16 protein-coding genes are annotated in these 15,552 nt (G+C 67.1%); 7 read left to right on the top strand and 9 right to left on the bottom strand.

Annotated elements, in window-relative coordinates:
• The first annotated feature begins 99 nt into the window (after window positions 1-99).
• Together G6N50_RS24825 and G6N50_RS24820 are read left to right on the top strand one after the other, a co-directional pair.
• A complete protein-coding gene (locus G6N50_RS24825; protein ID WP_083093813.1) occupies window positions 100-777 on the top strand; it encodes an IclR family transcriptional regulator in 678 nt (225 codons plus the stop codon).
• 14 nt (window positions 778-791) lie between these two features.
• Window positions 792-2,408, top strand: coding sequence for an FAD-dependent oxidoreductase (locus G6N50_RS24820; protein WP_083093815.1), 1,617 nt, complete (start codon window positions 792-794; stop codon window positions 2,406-2,408).
• Between the two features lie 183 nt (window positions 2,409-2,591).
• Here the strand turns inward: G6N50_RS24820 and G6N50_RS24815 are convergent, their stop codons facing one another.
• A complete protein-coding gene (locus tag G6N50_RS24815) occupies window positions 2,592-3,812 on the bottom strand; it encodes a sensor histidine kinase (RefSeq protein ID WP_142275456.1) in 1,221 nt (406 codons plus the stop codon).
• A gap of 113 nt (window positions 3,813-3,925) precedes the next feature.
• Here G6N50_RS24815 and G6N50_RS24810 point away from each other — a divergent pair, with 113 nt between their 5' ends.
• Window positions 3,926-4,579: a response regulator gene (locus tag G6N50_RS24810; protein ID WP_083093819.1), complete on the top strand. Its 654-nt coding sequence runs from the start codon at window positions 3,926-3,928 to the stop codon at window positions 4,577-4,579.
• Here G6N50_RS24810 and G6N50_RS24805 read toward each other — a convergent pair.
• The 3 genes from G6N50_RS24805 to G6N50_RS24795 all read right to left on the bottom strand — a co-directional run bounded on the left by G6N50_RS24805 (window position 4,572) and on the right by G6N50_RS24795 (window position 7,701).
• Window positions 4,572-5,471, bottom strand: coding sequence for a thiamine pyrophosphate-dependent enzyme (locus G6N50_RS24805; protein ID WP_179970064.1), 900 nt, complete (start codon window positions 5,469-5,471; stop codon window positions 4,572-4,574). The genes G6N50_RS24810 and G6N50_RS24805 overlap by 8 nt on opposite strands.
• Before the next feature lie 195 nt (window positions 5,472-5,666).
• Complete coding sequence (meaB, locus tag G6N50_RS24800; RefSeq protein ID WP_083093821.1) at window positions 5,667-6,554, bottom strand: methylmalonyl Co-A mutase-associated GTPase MeaB; 888 nt, start codon at window positions 6,552-6,554, stop codon at window positions 5,667-5,669.
• A gap of 7 nt (window positions 6,555-6,561) precedes the next feature.
• The gene (locus G6N50_RS24795; RefSeq protein WP_083093823.1) at window positions 6,562-7,701 is read right to left on the bottom strand and encodes a thiolase family protein; all 1,140 of its coding nucleotides are present in this window, start codon (window positions 7,699-7,701) and stop codon (window positions 6,562-6,564) included.
• A gap of 186 nt (window positions 7,702-7,887) precedes the next feature.
• Between G6N50_RS24795 and G6N50_RS24790 the strand changes: the two genes are divergently transcribed.
• Complete coding sequence (locus G6N50_RS24790) at window positions 7,888-8,742, top strand: proline iminopeptidase-family hydrolase (RefSeq protein WP_083093825.1); 855 nt, start codon at window positions 7,888-7,890, stop codon at window positions 8,740-8,742.
• A 21-nt stretch (window positions 8,743-8,763) separates the two neighbouring features.
• Here G6N50_RS24790 and G6N50_RS24785 read toward each other — a convergent pair whose 3' ends face one another.
• The 4 genes from G6N50_RS24785 to G6N50_RS24770 all read right to left on the bottom strand — a co-directional run bounded on the left by G6N50_RS24785 (window position 8,764) and on the right by G6N50_RS24770 (window position 12,953).
• Entirely contained in the window at window positions 8,764-9,534 is a 771-nt protein-coding gene (locus G6N50_RS24785; protein WP_083093827.1) for an enoyl-CoA hydratase/isomerase family protein, read from the bottom strand.
• A 63-nt stretch (window positions 9,535-9,597) separates the two neighbouring features.
• Complete coding sequence (locus tag G6N50_RS24780; protein ID WP_083093829.1) at window positions 9,598-10,680, bottom strand: acyl-CoA dehydrogenase family protein; 1,083 nt, start codon at window positions 10,678-10,680, stop codon at window positions 9,598-9,600.
• Window positions 10,667-11,572 (bottom strand): acyl-CoA dehydrogenase family protein, encoded by a 906-nt coding sequence (locus G6N50_RS24775; protein ID WP_083093830.1) that lies wholly within the window; start codon window positions 11,570-11,572, stop codon window positions 10,667-10,669. The genes G6N50_RS24780 and G6N50_RS24775 overlap by 14 nt, the downstream gene beginning before the upstream one ends.
• Entirely contained in the window at window positions 11,550-12,953 is a 1,404-nt protein-coding gene (locus G6N50_RS24770; protein ID WP_163650895.1) for a class I adenylate-forming enzyme family protein, read from the bottom strand. Before G6N50_RS24770 ends, G6N50_RS24775 begins: the two co-directional genes overlap by 23 nt.
• A 125-nt stretch (window positions 12,954-13,078) precedes the next feature.
• On the opposite strand from G6N50_RS24770, the gene G6N50_RS24765 reads away from it, so the two are divergent.
• The 3 genes from G6N50_RS24765 to G6N50_RS24755 are packed head-to-tail and all read left to right on the top strand — an operon-like array spanning window position 13,079 to window position 15,057.
• Window positions 13,079-13,417 (top strand): 2Fe-2S iron-sulfur cluster-binding protein, encoded by a 339-nt coding sequence (locus G6N50_RS24765; protein WP_083093834.1) that lies wholly within the window; start codon window positions 13,079-13,081, stop codon window positions 13,415-13,417.
• Between the two features lie 21 nt (window positions 13,418-13,438).
• A complete protein-coding gene (locus G6N50_RS24760; protein ID WP_083093836.1) occupies window positions 13,439-13,753 on the top strand; it encodes a DUF4286 family protein in 315 nt (104 codons plus the stop codon).
• Window positions 13,754-13,794: 41 nt separating this feature from the next.
• Window positions 13,795-15,057, top strand: coding sequence for an amidohydrolase family protein (locus G6N50_RS24755; protein WP_083093981.1), 1,263 nt, complete (start codon window positions 13,795-13,797; stop codon window positions 15,055-15,057).
• Window positions 15,058-15,061: 4 nt separating this feature from the next.
• On the opposite strand, the gene G6N50_RS24750 is transcribed toward G6N50_RS24755, so the two are convergent.
• A complete protein-coding gene (locus G6N50_RS24750; RefSeq protein WP_083093838.1) occupies window positions 15,062-15,493 on the bottom strand; it encodes a nuclear transport factor 2 family protein in 432 nt (143 codons plus the stop codon).
• Window positions 15,494-15,552: the final 59 nt, after the last annotated feature.

Here is a 15,552-nt window from a genome sequence, read left to right as displayed (position 1 = left end):
AATCTCGTTCTCGTTTTCGGCTTACTCGGTGTGCTAATATCGCACACTGATGTGCGTTATATATCGAGCTTCGCTCTCACGGGAAGGTCTGTCAAGGCCGTGACCGGGTCCGGTACCGGTTCGCAGACCCTGGCCAGGGGTCTGACGGCGCTGCAGATGGTGGCGGACTCCCCCAGAGGACTGACGGTGCAACAGCTCGCCGATCAGGTGGGGGTGCACCGCACCATCGCCTACCGATTACTGACGACGTTGGCCGAGTTCCGACTGGTGGCCAAGGGAGAAGACGGCCGCTACCGGCCGGCAGCGGGCCTGGCCGTGCTCGGCGCTTCCTTCGACCGCAATGTGCGCCAGGTGAGTCTGCCGACGCTGCGCGCGCTGGCCGACGAGCTCGGCACCACCGTGTCCCTACTCATCGCCGAAGGCGACCAACAGGTGGCCATCGCGGTGATCGTGCCCAGCCATGTCGCCTACCAGCTTTCGTTTCACGAGGGCAGCCGATACCCGTTGGATCGCGGCGCCGCCGGGATCGCCCTGCTAGCGTGCATGCCTCCGCGCCCGGGCGAACGCGAGCTGGTTTCCCGTGCGCGCGAACGTGGTTGGGTGACGACCTACGGTGAAATCGAGCCGAATACCTACGGGCTGGCCGTGGGGGTGCGCCGCCCGGTGCCGTCCCCGCCAACGTGCATCAACCTCATCTCACACCGGGAAGACGTCGTGATGCGCGGCAAGGATGCGGTAGTCAAGGCCGCCAAGGAGTTGTCGGAGCTACTGAGCTGAAGGGATAGCAGTCCATGTCATGGGACCACGAAGTCGACGTCGTCGTGCTCGGCAGTGGCGGCGCCGGCCTCACCGCCGCGCTGACCGCGGCCGTAGCGGGCGCGTCGGTGGAGGTCTACGAGAAGGCCCCGACCGTCGGCGGGACCACCGCCGTCTCCGGCGGCATCGTGTGGATCCCCGCCCACAACCGTTCTCCCGACGGTGAATTGACGCCCGCCGACGCGTTGCGGTACCTGCGCGCCCAGTCACTCGGGTCGATGGACGACGAGTTGGTCGAAACGTTCGTGCGGACCGGCCCGGCGATGCTCGATTTCATCGAGGCCCACAGCGGCCTCCAGTTCGAGATCGCCACCGGCTTTCCCGACTATCGTCCCGAGTTGCCGGGGGGGCAGCCGACCGGCGGCAGGTCGCTGAGTGCGGCCCCCTTCGACCTGGCTCAATTGGGCGAATGGGCAACCCGGATCACGTCTTTCCCGGCCGACTGGTCGAACGTCGGTTTCGACGCCGAGACCAGGGCGCGCCTGCACGCGGCGATCGACGAACGTACCGGCCACCTGTGCGTTGCGGGCACCGCGTTGACCGCGGGGCTCCTCAAGGGACTGCTGGACGCCGGGGTGACCCCGCACACCAACGCCCGGGCCGAAGGACTCATCGCCGAGGATGGAGAAATCACCGGTGTGCGGGTGGCCCTGCCGGATCGGACCATCAGGGTTCGCGCCCGGCACGGGGTCATCTTGGGCACCGGGGGTTTCGAGTGGGATCCGGCTCTGGCACAAGCCTTTCTGCGCGGACCTATGCACGGCGCGGTGTCGCCGCCCAACAACACCGGCGACGGTCTGCGCATGGCGATGGAGCACGGCGCCGCCCTGGCCAACATGGGCGAAGCGTGGTGGGTGCCGATCGTGCAAATCCCGGGCGACACCATCGAAGGCAAGCCGCGCAGCCGCAGCGTGCGGCTGGAAAGAACGCGGCCGCGCAGCATCATCGTCAACCAGGCCGGCCGGCGATTCGTCAACGAGGCGTGCGATTACAACTCGATGGCCGGCGCCTTCCACTACCTGGATCCTCGCGGCGGCTATGTCAACGACCGCGGGTGGATGGTCTTCGATTCGATTCACCTGCAGCGCTACGGATTTCTCGGTATCGAACCCGGGCAACCCGTCCCGGACTGGTTCTGCGAATCGGCCGACCTTGCCGAGTTGGCCGCCAAGGCCGGCATCGACGGCGACGGATTGACCCGCACCGTCGAGAACTGGAATCGTCAGGTGGCCGCCGGCGCGGACCCCGACTTCGGGCGCGGCTCCAGCGCCTACGACGGCTACTGGGGTGACGAGAGCGCAACCACGCCGGCCGGCAGGACACTGGGCCCTATCGACACCGCCCCGTTCTACGCGGTACCGGTGAGCATCGGTGCGATGGGCACCAAGGGCGGACCGCGCACCGATCACGATGCCCGCGTTCTGCACGTCGGCGGCGAGCCGATACCGGGCCTGTTCGCGGCGGGCAATGCGATGGGCGGTGTGACCGGGCGGGCCTACGGGGGTGCTGGCGGAACCTTGGGCCCGGCAATGGTTTTCGGCTATCGCGCGGGTCATGCTGCCGCCACCGGGAAGTCGGTCGACCTGAAGTAGCCGGGTTGACTTGGGTCGGGCTTCCGACGCGGCGCAGCCGCCGCCTGACCGACCAATGGTCGAGTTTCGTATAGCGCTAGCGCCGCTGCTAGCACGAATCAAACTCGCCTTATCCCAGACTGTCGGTACCTGTGTGGTTGATGTGACGTTGATGGTCTGTTCCGGTCTTCGGCGCCCAGAGGGCTAATTCTTGAGCGGCACTTCGACGCAGACGTGGGTGCCCACCCGGGCATCGAGAAACATCAGGGCGCCCCCGGCGGCCTCCACCCGGGCGCGGTGCGACGCCAGCCCGATGTGCCCCTCCCCGAGGCGGCGCGCCACCGTCTCCTGGCTGAACCCCACGCCGTCGTCGACCACATGCAGAACGCAGGTGTGGTCGGTGATCCCGAGCATGACCGACGCGTTGCGGGCCGCGGCATGTTGCGCGACGTTGGAAAGCAATTCACGCACCACGCCGAATACGACCGGGTCGACGTCGTTGCGCGTCGAGTATTCGATGTCGGTGGTGATGTCGATGCCGGAACGCTGTGCGGTGAACTCCGCGAGTTGCTGCACCGCGGCGCCGAGCCCGACCTGCTCGAGGACCGCCGGATGCAACTCGAAGGTGGCCTGCCGCAATCGTTCCGAGGCCGACTGCAAACCTGCCAGTGCCCGGTCCACACGTTCGTCGCCGTTCAGCGTCGCGTCCAATTCGACCAACTCTTGGCGCACCGCCAGGATGTCTTGCAGGGGTCCGTCGTGAATGAATTCCGAGATCCGCCGTTGCGACACGTCCGAGGCATTCATCGTCTGCGCGAGCAGTTCCTCCCGCAGCGCGCTCAGGCCGGCCACCGAGCGGATATGACGCTCCTCGATGCGCACCACCAAGAAAGCCGCGCAACAGAGGAATGCGTAGAGCAGGAACCGAAATCCGGCCTCCGACAACCGGACCGCGCTCGACATCACCGGATCTTGTAGCACCGCAATGGCGAACCCGAGCATCGAGAAGATCAGCACCACCGCCGCCCGGCGGGAGGAGACGTCGAGTCCCAACAGGACCGGCAACATCGCCATGATCAGCAGCGGATAGATCCCGTTGGTGGACAACAGCTGGAAGACCGTCAGCGCGACAACGTCGATGACGGTGAACGCGAACGGCTCCAGCCGGCCGATCACGACCAAGCGGCCCAATCCGATCCATCGACGGAACGGAGCGAAAGCCAATCCCAGCGCGCAGAGCGCGACGAGTGCGTACAGCCCGATCAGCACGCTTTCCTGTGGCCACTCCGACCGGCTGGTGCCGACGGCCATGGCCGCCACCATGAGGCCGACTACGCCCAGCCGGAGCACCGAGCCGATGCGATACGAGCGCAATTGGTGAATCGCGCGCACGCGTTCCAGTTCTGCGTCACCGGCTACCGCCACCCGATCACCGTACTCATCCGGGTCTGCCGCACCGAAGCAAACTGCAAAATGACTCATCGTGGCGGCCAGAGAATGCGAACGCCGCTGTGGGGCAAACCGCTACACTCATCGCCATGGTCTGCGCGGCTACCCCCGAAACGGTGCGGGTGGTCGTCGGCGACGATCACCCGCTTTTTCGGGAAGGCGTCGTGCGCGCGCTGTCGTCGAGCGGCTCGGTCCGCGTCGTCGGTGAGGCGGAAGACGGCTCTGCCGCTTTGGAATTGATCAAGTCGCACGTGCCCGACGTCGCGCTGCTCGACTACCGGATGCCCGGCATGGATGGCGCCCAGGTGGCGGCGGCGGTGCGTACGCAGGGTTTGGCCACCCGGGTGTTGCTGATCTCGGCACACGACGAGCCGGCGATCGTGTACCAGGCGCTGCAGCAGGGAGCGGCCGGCTTCGTGCTGAAGGACTCGACGCGCAGCGAGATCGTCAAGGCCGTGCTCGACTGCGCGCAGGGTCACGATGTGGTGGCGCCCACGCTCGCCGGTGGCCTTGCCGCCGAGATCCGGCAGCGTGCGGAGCCGACGGCGCCGGTGTTGAGCGCGCGCGAGCGTGAGGTGCTCAGTCGGATCGCGCGAGGCAAAAGCGTCCCCGCGATTGCCGGTGAGCTCTTTGTGGCCCCCTCGACGGTCAAAACTCATGTGCAACGCCTCTACGAGAAGCTCGGTGTCAGCGATCGCGCGGCCGCCGTCGCCGAGGCTATGCGCCAAGGTCTGCTCAGCTAGCGGCCGACCAGGGCTTCGACTTTGGCACGGACGCGATCTGCTGCGCCCGCACCGATGCTTTTGCGGAGGCCACGGCCTCGGCCACCAGATGGCGTGCCCCGCGTTCCACCTCGCAGAGGCGCGTGGCGTTGCAACCGGCGGCGATCAGCTGCCGACTTACGAAAACCAACGGGTCGACGGCAACGGGATGATTCGTGTGGTACGTGATCGCCTCAACCAGCGCGGGCCCACCGCCGACGCTCGCCTGGTGCACCGCTTCGGCGACCGCGTCGGCCACCGCCACAACGTCCCTGCCGTCGACCGGCAGCATGGGCATCGCGTCGTACTCGTAGGCGCGCCGGCGCGCGCTGGCTCCACCGCGGATGTTTTCCACGACGAACACGACCGGTAGCCGCCATTGCGCGGCGATCCTGGCGGCAGTGGTGAACTCGACGGAGTTTGTGTCGCGGCCACTGATGACACACAAACTGACCTTGCCTGCACCGGCCAGTCGCTGGACATTGGCGTCACCCAGCGCGAAGAGCGTCGATTGCCCCAGCACACTTTCGTTGGCCAGTGTTCGTTTCCAGTCGGCGGCCCCCCCGAATCGTCGGCGCTTCGGTCCAACCATTTCGGCGATGGCGGGGCCGAGCGGTAGGGCCAGGGTGACCTGTTGAGCGTGCCGGAACTGCGGGGTGGCCGCGTTGACGAGGTCACCCGGCCGAAGCGCCGCAACCGTGCCGACGGCCACCGCCTCCTGCCCGAATTCCGCCCGTCCGGCGTCGTCGATCGGGCCGTCGATACGTAGGTCCTCCAATGCCATGTCGAGCAGCCGCAAAACCCACATTCGGCGGTACAGCTCCAGCCGGTCGTCACCGACAACTGCTGCCGCGGCCTCGGGGGTGCAAGTCATGCCGATCTCCTAACTCTCAAGCGATCTGCTTGGCGCCGGCCAGAGCACCGCGATGGACGAATCCAATCGTGGGCCCAGCGGGTCGCCGCGTTGGACACAGACTCAACGTAGGGCGATCGCGCGGGTCGTACCTCCGCCGATCGGCCCGTAAAGGGGGTGAATGCCCGTTCCCCCGATCGGGGGACACGCGGGCCGTCAGTCGGTTTGGGGTGCCGGCGGTGCGATCAGCTGATCGGCGGCTGTGTACGGGTCTTGGTCGCCGTCGACGACCGCCTCGGCGAGCCGGTCGAGATCGGGCTGGGCCCGCAGCCGGGTCTGCGCCAGCGACAGGATCTGCGCTCGGGCGCGGGCTAGGCGGCGGGCGCGGCTGTCGGTGCGGCGGTGGTCCTCGATGGCGGCCATCAGGTCTTCGACGCCCTCGCCGCGGGCGGCGATCAGCGAAACGATGGGGGCACTGGTTTCGGCCCGAAGGTCCCGCACCGTCTGCTCGGCGCCGTCGCGGTCCGCCTTGTTGACCGCCACGATGTCGGCGACTTCCAGCACGCCCGCCTTGGCGGCCTGAACCGCGTCGCCCGCCCCGGGATTCAGGATGACGACGGTCGGGTCGGCGACGGCGGCGATCTCGATCTCGGACTGCCCCACCCCCACCGTCTCGAGCAGCACCACGTCGTAACCGATCGCCCCGAGCAGCCGGATGGCCGCCGGAACCGCGGCGGCCAGACCGCCGAGATGGCCGCGGGTGGCCACCGAACGAATGAGAACGTCAGAGTCGTTGATATGTGCGGCCATTCGAATTCGGTCGCCCAGCAGCGCTCCCCCGCTGAACGGGGACGACGGATCCACCGCCAACACCGCCACCCGGCTGCCGCGCTCGCGGTAGGCCCCGACCAAGGCGGCGACCGTCGTCGACTTCCCCGCGCCGGGTGGTCCGGTGATGCCGATGACCGGCCCCATGCCCTGCGGCGCGGGACCGATGCTCGCCAAGACCTCGTCGCGCTGCTCGCCCTCGACCAGGCTGAGAAGCCGACCGGCCGCGCGGGGAGATCCGTTGCGCGCGCGGTCAATCAGATCGGCGATGATCATGTACGCATCATGGAGCCGCGACCTCGATCACCGTCGCCGAACCCATCCCGCCGCCCGCACACATCGCCGCGACGCCGATGCCGCCGCCGCGGCGGCGCAATTCGTGCACCAGGGTGACGAGAATCCGGGCTCCGGTCGCCGCGACGGGATGCCCCAGCGAGCAGCCGCTGCCACTGACGTTGACCTTGTCGGGGTCAAGCTCGAGCAGTTTGATGGTGGCCACGCACATGGCGGCGAACGCCTCGTTGATCTCGAAAAGGTCCACGTTCGAGGTCGAAAGGCCCGCGCGTGCGAGGGCTTTCGGGATCGCGTCGACGGGCGCCAAGCCGGTGATCGCTGGGTCGACGCCGACGGACGCCCAGGACCGGATGGTGGCCAGCGCGGGCAGCCCGAGCCGGTCGCTGGCGATGACCAACGCCGCAGCACCGTCGTTGGCGCCGCAGGCATTGCCGGCGGTGATCGAGAAGCCCTCGATCTCGGGGTGCAGCGGCTTGAGCGCGGCTAGCTTTTCCATGGTGGTGTCGCGGCGCGGGTGCTCGTCGACCGAGAACAGGCCGTGCCGCGTCTCGATCGGGATGATCTCCTCTTTGAAGCGGCCTTCGTCGATGGCGGCGATGGCATTGCGGTGCGACCGCAGCGCCCACGCGTCCATCTCCTCGCGACTCACGCCGGCTTTGACCGCGGCGTTCCAGCCCACGGTGATCGACATGTCCATGTTCGGCGCGTCGGGCCGGTCCGGGTGGGTCGGCGGGAACCAGTCGACCCAGTCGCCGTCCACCTGGATGCGGGAGCGCGGCGACGTCGACGCCGCATTCACGCCGCCGGCGATGATGAGCTCGTCCATCCCGGCCCGCACGCTGGCCGCCGCGCTCTGCACCGCCGCCTGCCCGGCCGCGCAGTGTCGGTTGTTGGCCAGACCGGGTACGTGGGATAGCCCGGCCGTGATGGCCGCGTGGCGGGCGATCACGCCGCCGCCGTAGAGGCCCTCGCCCAGGATCACGTCGTCGACCTGCGCCGGGTCCAGATCCTTCGCCGCTTCGCTGACCACGTGGTGCGCCAGGTCGAACGCACTGGTGTCACGCAGTGTCCCCTTGCGGGCGGTGCCGATAGGGGTGCGCAGGGCGGACACGATGACGGCTTCGGACACGAGTCTTCTCCAGTTCATCAAGCAGGTGCGGGGCTCGGAGAGCCGTTCGCACATTCACGAGAACACTATTCTCTCAGTAGGAGAGTACGAGTTGCAAGGAGGGACCTTCAGGTTCAGTCCGTCGGTGGGTGGCCGAGACTGCCTACACTGCTGCTGGTGACGGACGCGACGACTGCGCGGGAAGGGATGATCGCAGTCCCGGGCGGGGAAGTTTGGTTCAGGCGCACCGGCGGCGGCGCGGGTCGTCCTTTGCTGGTCATTCACGGCGGGCCAGGTTTACCGCACACCTACCTGCGGTCACTGGGGCGGTTGGCGACGGAGCGCGAGGTCATCTTCTGGGATCAGCTCGGCTGCGGAAACTCCAAATGCCCACCCAACCGCGAACTTTGGACGATGGAGCGCTCGGTGGCCGAGGTGGACGCCGTGGTGCGAGCCCTGGATCTGGACCGCTTCCACCTCTTCGGCAACTCCTGGGGCGGGATGCTGGCCCAACAGTATGTGCTCGACGCGGCGCCCGCCGGCGCCGCGGGCCTGACCATTTCCAATAGCATCGCGTCCATCCCGGAGTTCGCGAAGATGGTGGCGCGCTTGAAGTCCGAACTGGACCCCGCTACCCAGGCCGCCATCGACCGGCATGAGGCCGCCGGCAGCACGCACGCGCCCGAGTATCAGGCCGCCATCCGAACCTGGAACGAGACCTACCTGTGCCGGCTACGCCCGTGGCCGCGAGAGCTCGAGGATGCGTTCCGCAACATGGGCGCCGAAGTCTTCGAGACCATGTTCGGCCCCAGCGACTTCCACATCGTGGGGACGATCCGGAACTGGGATGTGGTCGACCGGCTCAGCGAAATCGCCGTGCCGACACTGGTACTCGCGGGCCGGTACGACGAGTGCGTGCCCGAACACATGTGGGAAATGCACCAGCGGATACCGGGTTCAAAGTTCGAGCTGTTCGAGGCCAGCGCGCACATGCCGTTCATCGAGGAGCCGGACAAGTTCGATGCGGTGATGCGCGACTTCCTGCGCCGGCATGATGCCTGAGGCCGTCGCGCGGTTACAACCTCAGTTCTTCTTGGCCGCGTTGAATTTCGCGACGTTGGCGCGGAAGTCCTCGGTCACGAACGACTGGCTCTCGGCCGACAGCGCATAGTCCAGACTGGCGAGCACGGCCCGCTCCAGATGAATGTTGAGCACCCGCTTGGTGCTCTCCACCGCCTGCTGCGGCAGCTCCAAGATCTTTTTGGCGCTGGCGATCGCCTCCGCAACCGGGTCGTCCGCAATGTGATTGGCCAAGCCGAGTTCGACGGCCCGCTGTGCGCTGATCCGGGTGCCGGTGAGGGCGAATTCCTTGGCCAGCAGCAGGCTGATGTGCAGCGGCCAGGTCAGCGGTCCACCGTCGGCGGCCACCAGACCGACCTGCACGTGCGGGTCGGCCAGATAGGCGCTTTCGGCGATGTAGACGATGTCGCTGAGCGCCACCAGGCTGCAGCCCAGCCCGACGGCGGGGCCGTTGACCGCCGCCACCACCGGGATTCGGCAGCGGGCCATGCCCAGCACGATCTCGCGCCCATCGCGGATGGTTTTGGCGCGCAGCTCAGCATCGTTCGCAAGCTCCTCCAGATACGTGAAATCGCCGCCGGCCGAAAACGCCCGGCCGGCACCGGTGATCACTGCGGCGCGGGCCGTGGGGTCATCGGTGAGTCGCTGCCAGAGCCGCGCGAGTCCGACGTGCAGGTTGTCATTGACCGAGTTGAGCGAATCCGGGCGGTTGAGCGTGATGATGCGCAGGGCACCGTCGGACTGAACGTCGATTTCGGTGGGCATGTCGTACACGTCAGACTCCTTCGATGGTCGTGACCCGCTTCACCCGGGCTTCGCCCGCGTTCGCGATCACTCCTACAATCCCAAGATCCGTGAAGCGATGATGTTCTTTTGAATTTGTGATGTCCCGCCCATGACGCTCTGCGCCCGGCTGTACAGGTAGGCACTCAGCAGATCGGGATCGCGCGTTCCCGCGACGGCGAGGGCCGCATGCCCGACGGATTGTTCGACCCAGGTCATCAGCAGCTTGTCGAGCGAACCGTCCGAGCCGTGCGATACCCCGTCGAGCTGTTCGGAGAGCCGGCGCCGGACGTGATGGGTCAGCATATCCGACTGCACCGCGGCCCACGCCAGCTCCTCGGGCACTTCACCGTCGTTGCGCGACAACAGCTCTCGGACGAGCTTGCCGTAGCGGGCCGCATAGCCGAGCGTGGACGGCTCGCGTTCGTGCCCGACAACCGTCATGGCCACGGCCCAGCCGTCACCGGGAGCGCCGACCATCCGGTCCGCCGGCACCGTCGCATCGTCGAAGAACACCTGGCCGAATTCGTTGGTGACGCCATTGATCATCTGCAGCGGGCGCTGTTGCACGCCAGGCTGTTTCATGTCCAGAACGAACGCGGACAGGCCGCGGTGGCGCTTGGCGCCGGGGTCGGTGCGCGCTAGCAGGAGACACCGGTCGGCGACGTCGGAGTAGCTGGTCCAGATCTTGTGTCCGTTCACCACATAGTTGTCGCCCTCCAGGCGAGCGGTGGTGGACAGCGACGCCAGATCCGAGCCGGCGCCCGGTTCGCTGAAGCCCTGGCACCAGCGTTCGGTGCCGTTGATGATGCCGGGCAGGAAGCGCTTGCGGAGCTCGTCGCTGGCGTGGGCGCCGATGCCGTACACCAGATAACCGACGCTGGGGCGCGGCGGCGCGCCGGCCCGCACCAGCTCCTCGTCGACGATGACGTCATAGACCGGTGCCAGGTCCTGGCCGCCCCAGTCGCGTGGCCAGGACAGGCCGAAGAAGCCGTTCTCGTACAGGGCACGATGCCAGTCGGCCATGCGCACCCAATACTCGTCGCCGGAGCCCGAGAACTCCTTGGCGTTGGCCGCAAGCCACGTGCGCAGCCGCTCGCGGAAGGCGGCTTCGTCGGGTGAGTCACGAAAGTCCAAGATCGATCTCCTTCAACGCGACCGGCCACAGCTCGGTCGATGTGAGCGCACGGCGCAGGTAGACGTGCGCCACGCATTCCCAGGTGTTGCCGATACCGCCGTGCACCTGGATGGCCGTCTCGCAGACGGTGCGGGTGGCGCGCGCGCAGTAGACCTTTGCGATTTGCGCGGCCCGAATGGCCTCGGCGGGGGGCAGCTCGTCGACGGCCCACGCGGCATGCCGCGCCACGCTCACCGAACCCTCAATCAGCGCAAGGCTTTCGGCCAGCAGGTGCGCGATGGCCTGGTACGAGCCGATCTGCTTGCCGTACTGTTCGCGGATCTTGGCGTAGTCGCACGCGACGGCGTGCGCGCCCCGGGCAACGCCGACCAGGTCCGCCGTCGTGGCGACCAGCGCGAGGGCCCGCCACTGCTCGGCAACCTCAAAGGGCACCTCCCCCAGCGTCTCCGGCGATCCCGCGATCGTCGCGTCGGCCCGGGTCAGATCGACGCTCTGCGGTGCGACCTGCACATCGACCGCGCGGACCGTGCCACCCGAGAGCGACAGGGCACGCCGGGCACCGCGGGCGTCGACCACCCGATCGTCGACGGCCACGGTCGCCGCTGCCACGTCGGCGCCGACGTGGCGGCCCAGGTCGTCGGCGAGCACCGGACCGAGGAACGGTGTGTCCACCAGCCGGCGGCCGAATTCCTCGGCCACGATGGCCACTTCGACACCCGAGGCCCCGTCGGAACGCAAGGACCGCCAGCCGGTGTTCTCGATCTGCTTGTCCAGGCGCGTGATTCGAGCCTGGTCGTCGAGATCCTGCACCGCTGCCGGCCCGAGATCGTCGGCCAGCTTGGCGGCGGCATCGCGTAATTGCTGTTGTTCAGCTGTCAGACGTACATCCATAGTGCTCCTTCAGCACTCGACGCAGCACCTTGCCGGAAGGCAGGCGGGGAATTTCGGGGACGAACACCACCCGGCTCAGATGTTTATATGACGCCAGTCTTTCGTCCACCATGGCGGTCAGTTGGGTCGCATCGACGGGAGCGGATGCGGCGACCGCGGCGACGACGGCCTCGCCGTTGAGTCCGTCCGGAATCCCGAACACCGCGCAGTCTTTGACGGCCGGATGACCGTGCAACACCGTCTCGATTTCGGCGGGCGCAACCTGGAAGCCGCGCACTTTGATCATCTCTTTGAGGCGGTCGGTGATTTGCAGCCAACCGCCGGCGTCGAGCCGGCCGACGTCTCCGGTGCGGTACCACCCGTCGAGAATCGCCTCGCCGGTCGCTTCGGCCGGGAGGTAGCCGGCCATCAGCGACGCCGAGCGGGCCTGAATCTCACCGACCTCGCCCGGTCCGACGGGCTCGCCGGTTTCCAGTGAGACGACGCCTAGGTCGACACCGGGCACTGCCCGCCCGACGGTGTCGAGCCGCGGGTCATCGATCGGATTGCACGCTACGACAGGCAATTCCGTGGTCCCATAGGCCGGAAGCCAGCCGACTCCGGTGCGCCGGGTCACCGTCTCTGCGACGTGGGTGTTGACCGGCGTCGCCCCCCACATGATGTAGCGCAGCGACGACAGGTCGTAGGACTCGAGGTCCGGGTGCGAGGCGATGGCCAGCGCGATGGGGGCGACCGCCATTTCGACTGTGATGCGGTCACTTTCGATGTGCTGCAGCACCCGGTCGACGTCGAATCGGGGATGTAGCCGCACGCAGGCGCCGGTCTCCCACGCGGTCAGCAGGTTCAGCAGTCCCAGAATGTGTGACGGCGGCGTCGCAACCTGGATCCGGTCGCGGTGCGTCAGTTGCAGCGCTTGGCGCCAGTGCCGCACCGCCTCGTCCAGCGAGGCGTGGGTGTGGCGGACGGCCTTCGGCAGGCCGGTGGTGCCGGAACTGAACACCAGGACCGCGTCGGCCGCAGGGGGCGGCGAGCCCCCCCTCGGCTCTGCGGGCGGGCCCGGCTCGTCCAGATGCAGCATCGGCGTCAGACCGGCCAGTACCGGATGGTCCCCGACCGCGTGCGCGGGGCCGGTCAGCGCAAGCGCATGGTCGACCTCGTCACGCTTCCACGCCGGACTGATGAGCACCGCCGTGGCGGCCAGTCGCCAGATAGCGAGAACCACGGCGAGGAAGTCCGGGCGATTGGAGGCCATGACGGCCACGCGCCGGCCTGCGGTAACACCGTCTTTGGCCAGGGTCGCGGCCCATCGGTCGGCTAACGCGTCGAGTTCGGGCACGCTGAATCGCCGTTCCTCGAACACGAGCGCTGCCGGCTCGGTCACGTCCCGTCCTTCCCTGACAGACCGGGCTGACCCGACATCCATACAGTCTTGAGAAGATGCTGTCGCTTCGTGAGAATAGTATTCTCTATACTGAAGAATGCAAGACGGGAGAGGGGGCGGTCTCAGTGACGGTCACCCGGATCATCGAGGAGACCCCACGGGTGACAGATCCGGCATCAAACGGCTCCGGCGGCGGCACGGTGACGATCCATCTCGACCGCAAGAAGGTCTCGGTGCCCATAGTCCCAGGCGAGACTTTGCTGGAGACCGCGCGGAGGGCCGGGCTGGAACCGCCGTTCAGTTGCGAGGCCGGCAACTGCGGCACCTGTATGGCCAAGCTCGAAGAGGGCCATGCCACCATGCGGGTCAACGACGCTCTCGAACCCGACGAGGTCGCCGAAGGCTACATTCTGACGTGCCAGGGCGTTCCGGATACGGACTCGGTCACGGTGCGCTACGAGTAGCAGCCAGGAGAGGTTTCCAAGATGGCCAAGGGCATCATCCTCGTGGAGAGCCGCCCCAGCTCGCCCGAGCGCGAGCAGGAGTACAACACCTGGTACGACGAGGTGCACCTGGGTGAACTCGTGGCCCTGGACGGTTTCGTCTCGGCGCGCCGGTTGCGGCCCGTCGACGGTGACGGACCCTACGTCGCCATCTATGAGATCGAGGGCGATGACCTACAGGCGATTCTGGACAACATGATCGCCAACGCGGGACAGCTGCACATGTCCGGCGCTCTGCAGTTGGACCCGGCGCCGATTCCACGATTGCTCGAGACCACCACGGAGTGCAGGGGCTGACCGAGTTCGGGTCGAGTCGCTTCGCGGGAGAGGACTGCTTGATGAAGGTCGATGACCTGATTTTGGTGAGCATTGACGACCACGTAGTCGAGCCGCCGGACATGTTCCTCCGGCATGTGCCCGCCAAGTACAAGGCCGAGGCCCCGATCGTCGTGACGGACGACAAGGGCGTCGACCAGTGGATGTACCAGGGCAGGCCGCAGGGAGTGAGCGGGCTCAACGCCGTGGTGTCCTGGCCGGCCGAGGAATGGGGCCGCGACCCAGCAGGTTTCGCCGAGATGCGGCCCGGTGTCTATGACGTCCACGAACGCGTCCGGGACATGAACCGCAACGGCATCCTGGCGTCGATGTGCTTCCCGACGTTCACGGGCTTTTCGGCCCGGCACCTCAACATGACGCGCGAGGACGTCACGCTGGTGATGGTGTCGGCCTACAACGACTGGCACATCGACGAGTGGGCCGGCTCCTACCCGGATCGGTTCATCCCGATCGCGATCCTGCCGACCTGGACTCCCGAGGGCATGTGCGCCGAGATCCGCCGCGTCGCCGCGAAGGGCTGCCGGGCGGTCACCATGCCGGAATTGCCGCACCTGGAAGGACTTCCGAGCTACCACGACGAGGACTACTGGGGCCCGGTGTTCCGCACGTTGTCCGAGGAGAACGTGGTGATGTGCCTGCACATCGGCACCGGCTTCGGGGCGATCAGCATGGCGCCCAACGCGCCGATCGACAACCTGATCATCCTGGCCACCCAGGTTTCGGCGATGTGCGCCCAAGATCTGCTGTGGGGCCCGGCGATGCGCAACCATCCGGATCTGAAATTCGCCTTCTCCGAAGGCGGTATCGGCTGGATTCCGTTCTACCTGGACCGCAGCGACCGCCATTACACCAACCAGAAGTGGCTACGCCGCGACTTCGGCGACAAGCTGCCCAGTGACGTCTTTCGTGAACACTCGCTGGCCTGCTACGTCACCGACAAGACGTCGCTGAAGCTGCGCCACGAGATCGGTATCGACATCATCGCCTGGGAATGCGACTACCCGCACTCCGACTGCTTCTGGCCGGACGCGCCCGAGCAGGTGCTCGCCGAGTTGACCGCCGCCGGCGCCGACGATTCCGACATCAACAAGATCACCTGGGGCAACGCCTGCCGGTTCTTCGGTTGGGACCCGTTCGCCCGGACTCCTCGCGAGCAGGCGAATGTTAAGGCGTTGCGCGCCAAGGGAAGTGACGTGGACGTGTCCATCCGGTCGCGCGCCGAGTGGGCGCGTCGGTATCAGGAAAAGCAGTTGGCGGCGCGGTAGGCCGCTACGTCAGCCCCGTCGGCGGGTTGACGAACCAGACGCTTTCCTCCCGCAGGCTGCGGCTGCGCCAGCCGTCGGCCGTGCGCGTCAGCTCGTGGTGGTAGTAGCCGCCGCAGTAACTCAGGTCCGTCATTCCCGGCAACTGCATCGGGTTGTAGAACATGGCCCGCACCGTCGCGACATCTTGGTCAAGGGCCAGGATTTCGACGTTGGTGATGTAGTGCATGGACATCGGGATCGCGCCGAAGCCTTGTTCCAGCCACGCGGCCACTTCGTCGCGCGGGCCAGTCGCGGCACCCGCGGAGGAGTAGTCGATGTGCGCGTCCTCGGTGAAGACCGATCGGTACAGATCCCAGTCTTTGGCGTCGACGGCACGGGCGTATCTATTGGCGGCGGAAGCTCGGGTACAAGGGAGTTGGATGCGATCACATTGCACCCGGCTCGTTGCCGAGTGTGCGGCTAATTCACGCTCGGCCGCGAGTGTGAAGCTAACTT

Origin of the sequence: Mycobacterium mantenii, from assembly GCF_010731775.1 — a bacterium.
In the GTDB taxonomy this organism is placed as follows: domain Bacteria; phylum Actinomycetota; class Actinomycetes; order Mycobacteriales; family Mycobacteriaceae; genus Mycobacterium; species Mycobacterium mantenii.
The sequence above is the reverse complement of the archived record's forward strand: the minus strand, read 5'-3'. Positions and strand labels throughout refer to the sequence as shown.

Excerpts from the sequence above, each read along its gene's own strand:
- G6N50_RS24820 (WP_083093815.1), top strand. The coding sequence starts at position 792 with ATGTCATGGGACCACGAAGTCGACGTCGTCGTGCTCGGCAGTGGCGGC.
- G6N50_RS24810 (WP_083093819.1), top strand. The coding sequence starts at position 3,926 with ATGGTCTGCGCGGCTACCCCCGAAACGGTGCGGGTGGTCGTCGGCGAC.
- G6N50_RS24805 (WP_179970064.1), bottom strand. The coding sequence starts at position 5,471 with ATGACTTGCACCCCCGAGGCCGCGGCAGCAGTTGTCGGTGACGACCGG.
- meaB (WP_083093821.1), bottom strand. The coding sequence starts at position 6,554 with ATGATCATCGCCGATCTGATTGACCGCGCGCGCAACGGATCTCCCCGC.
- G6N50_RS24790 (WP_083093825.1), top strand. The coding sequence starts at position 7,888 with ATGATCGCAGTCCCGGGCGGGGAAGTTTGGTTCAGGCGCACCGGCGGC.
- G6N50_RS24775 (WP_083093830.1), bottom strand. The coding sequence starts at position 11,572 with ATGGATGTACGTCTGACAGCTGAACAACAGCAATTACGCGATGCCGCC.
- G6N50_RS24760 (WP_083093836.1), top strand. The coding sequence starts at position 13,439 with ATGGCCAAGGGCATCATCCTCGTGGAGAGCCGCCCCAGCTCGCCCGAG.
- G6N50_RS24755 (WP_083093981.1), top strand. The coding sequence starts at position 13,795 with ATGAAGGTCGATGACCTGATTTTGGTGAGCATTGACGACCACGTAGTC.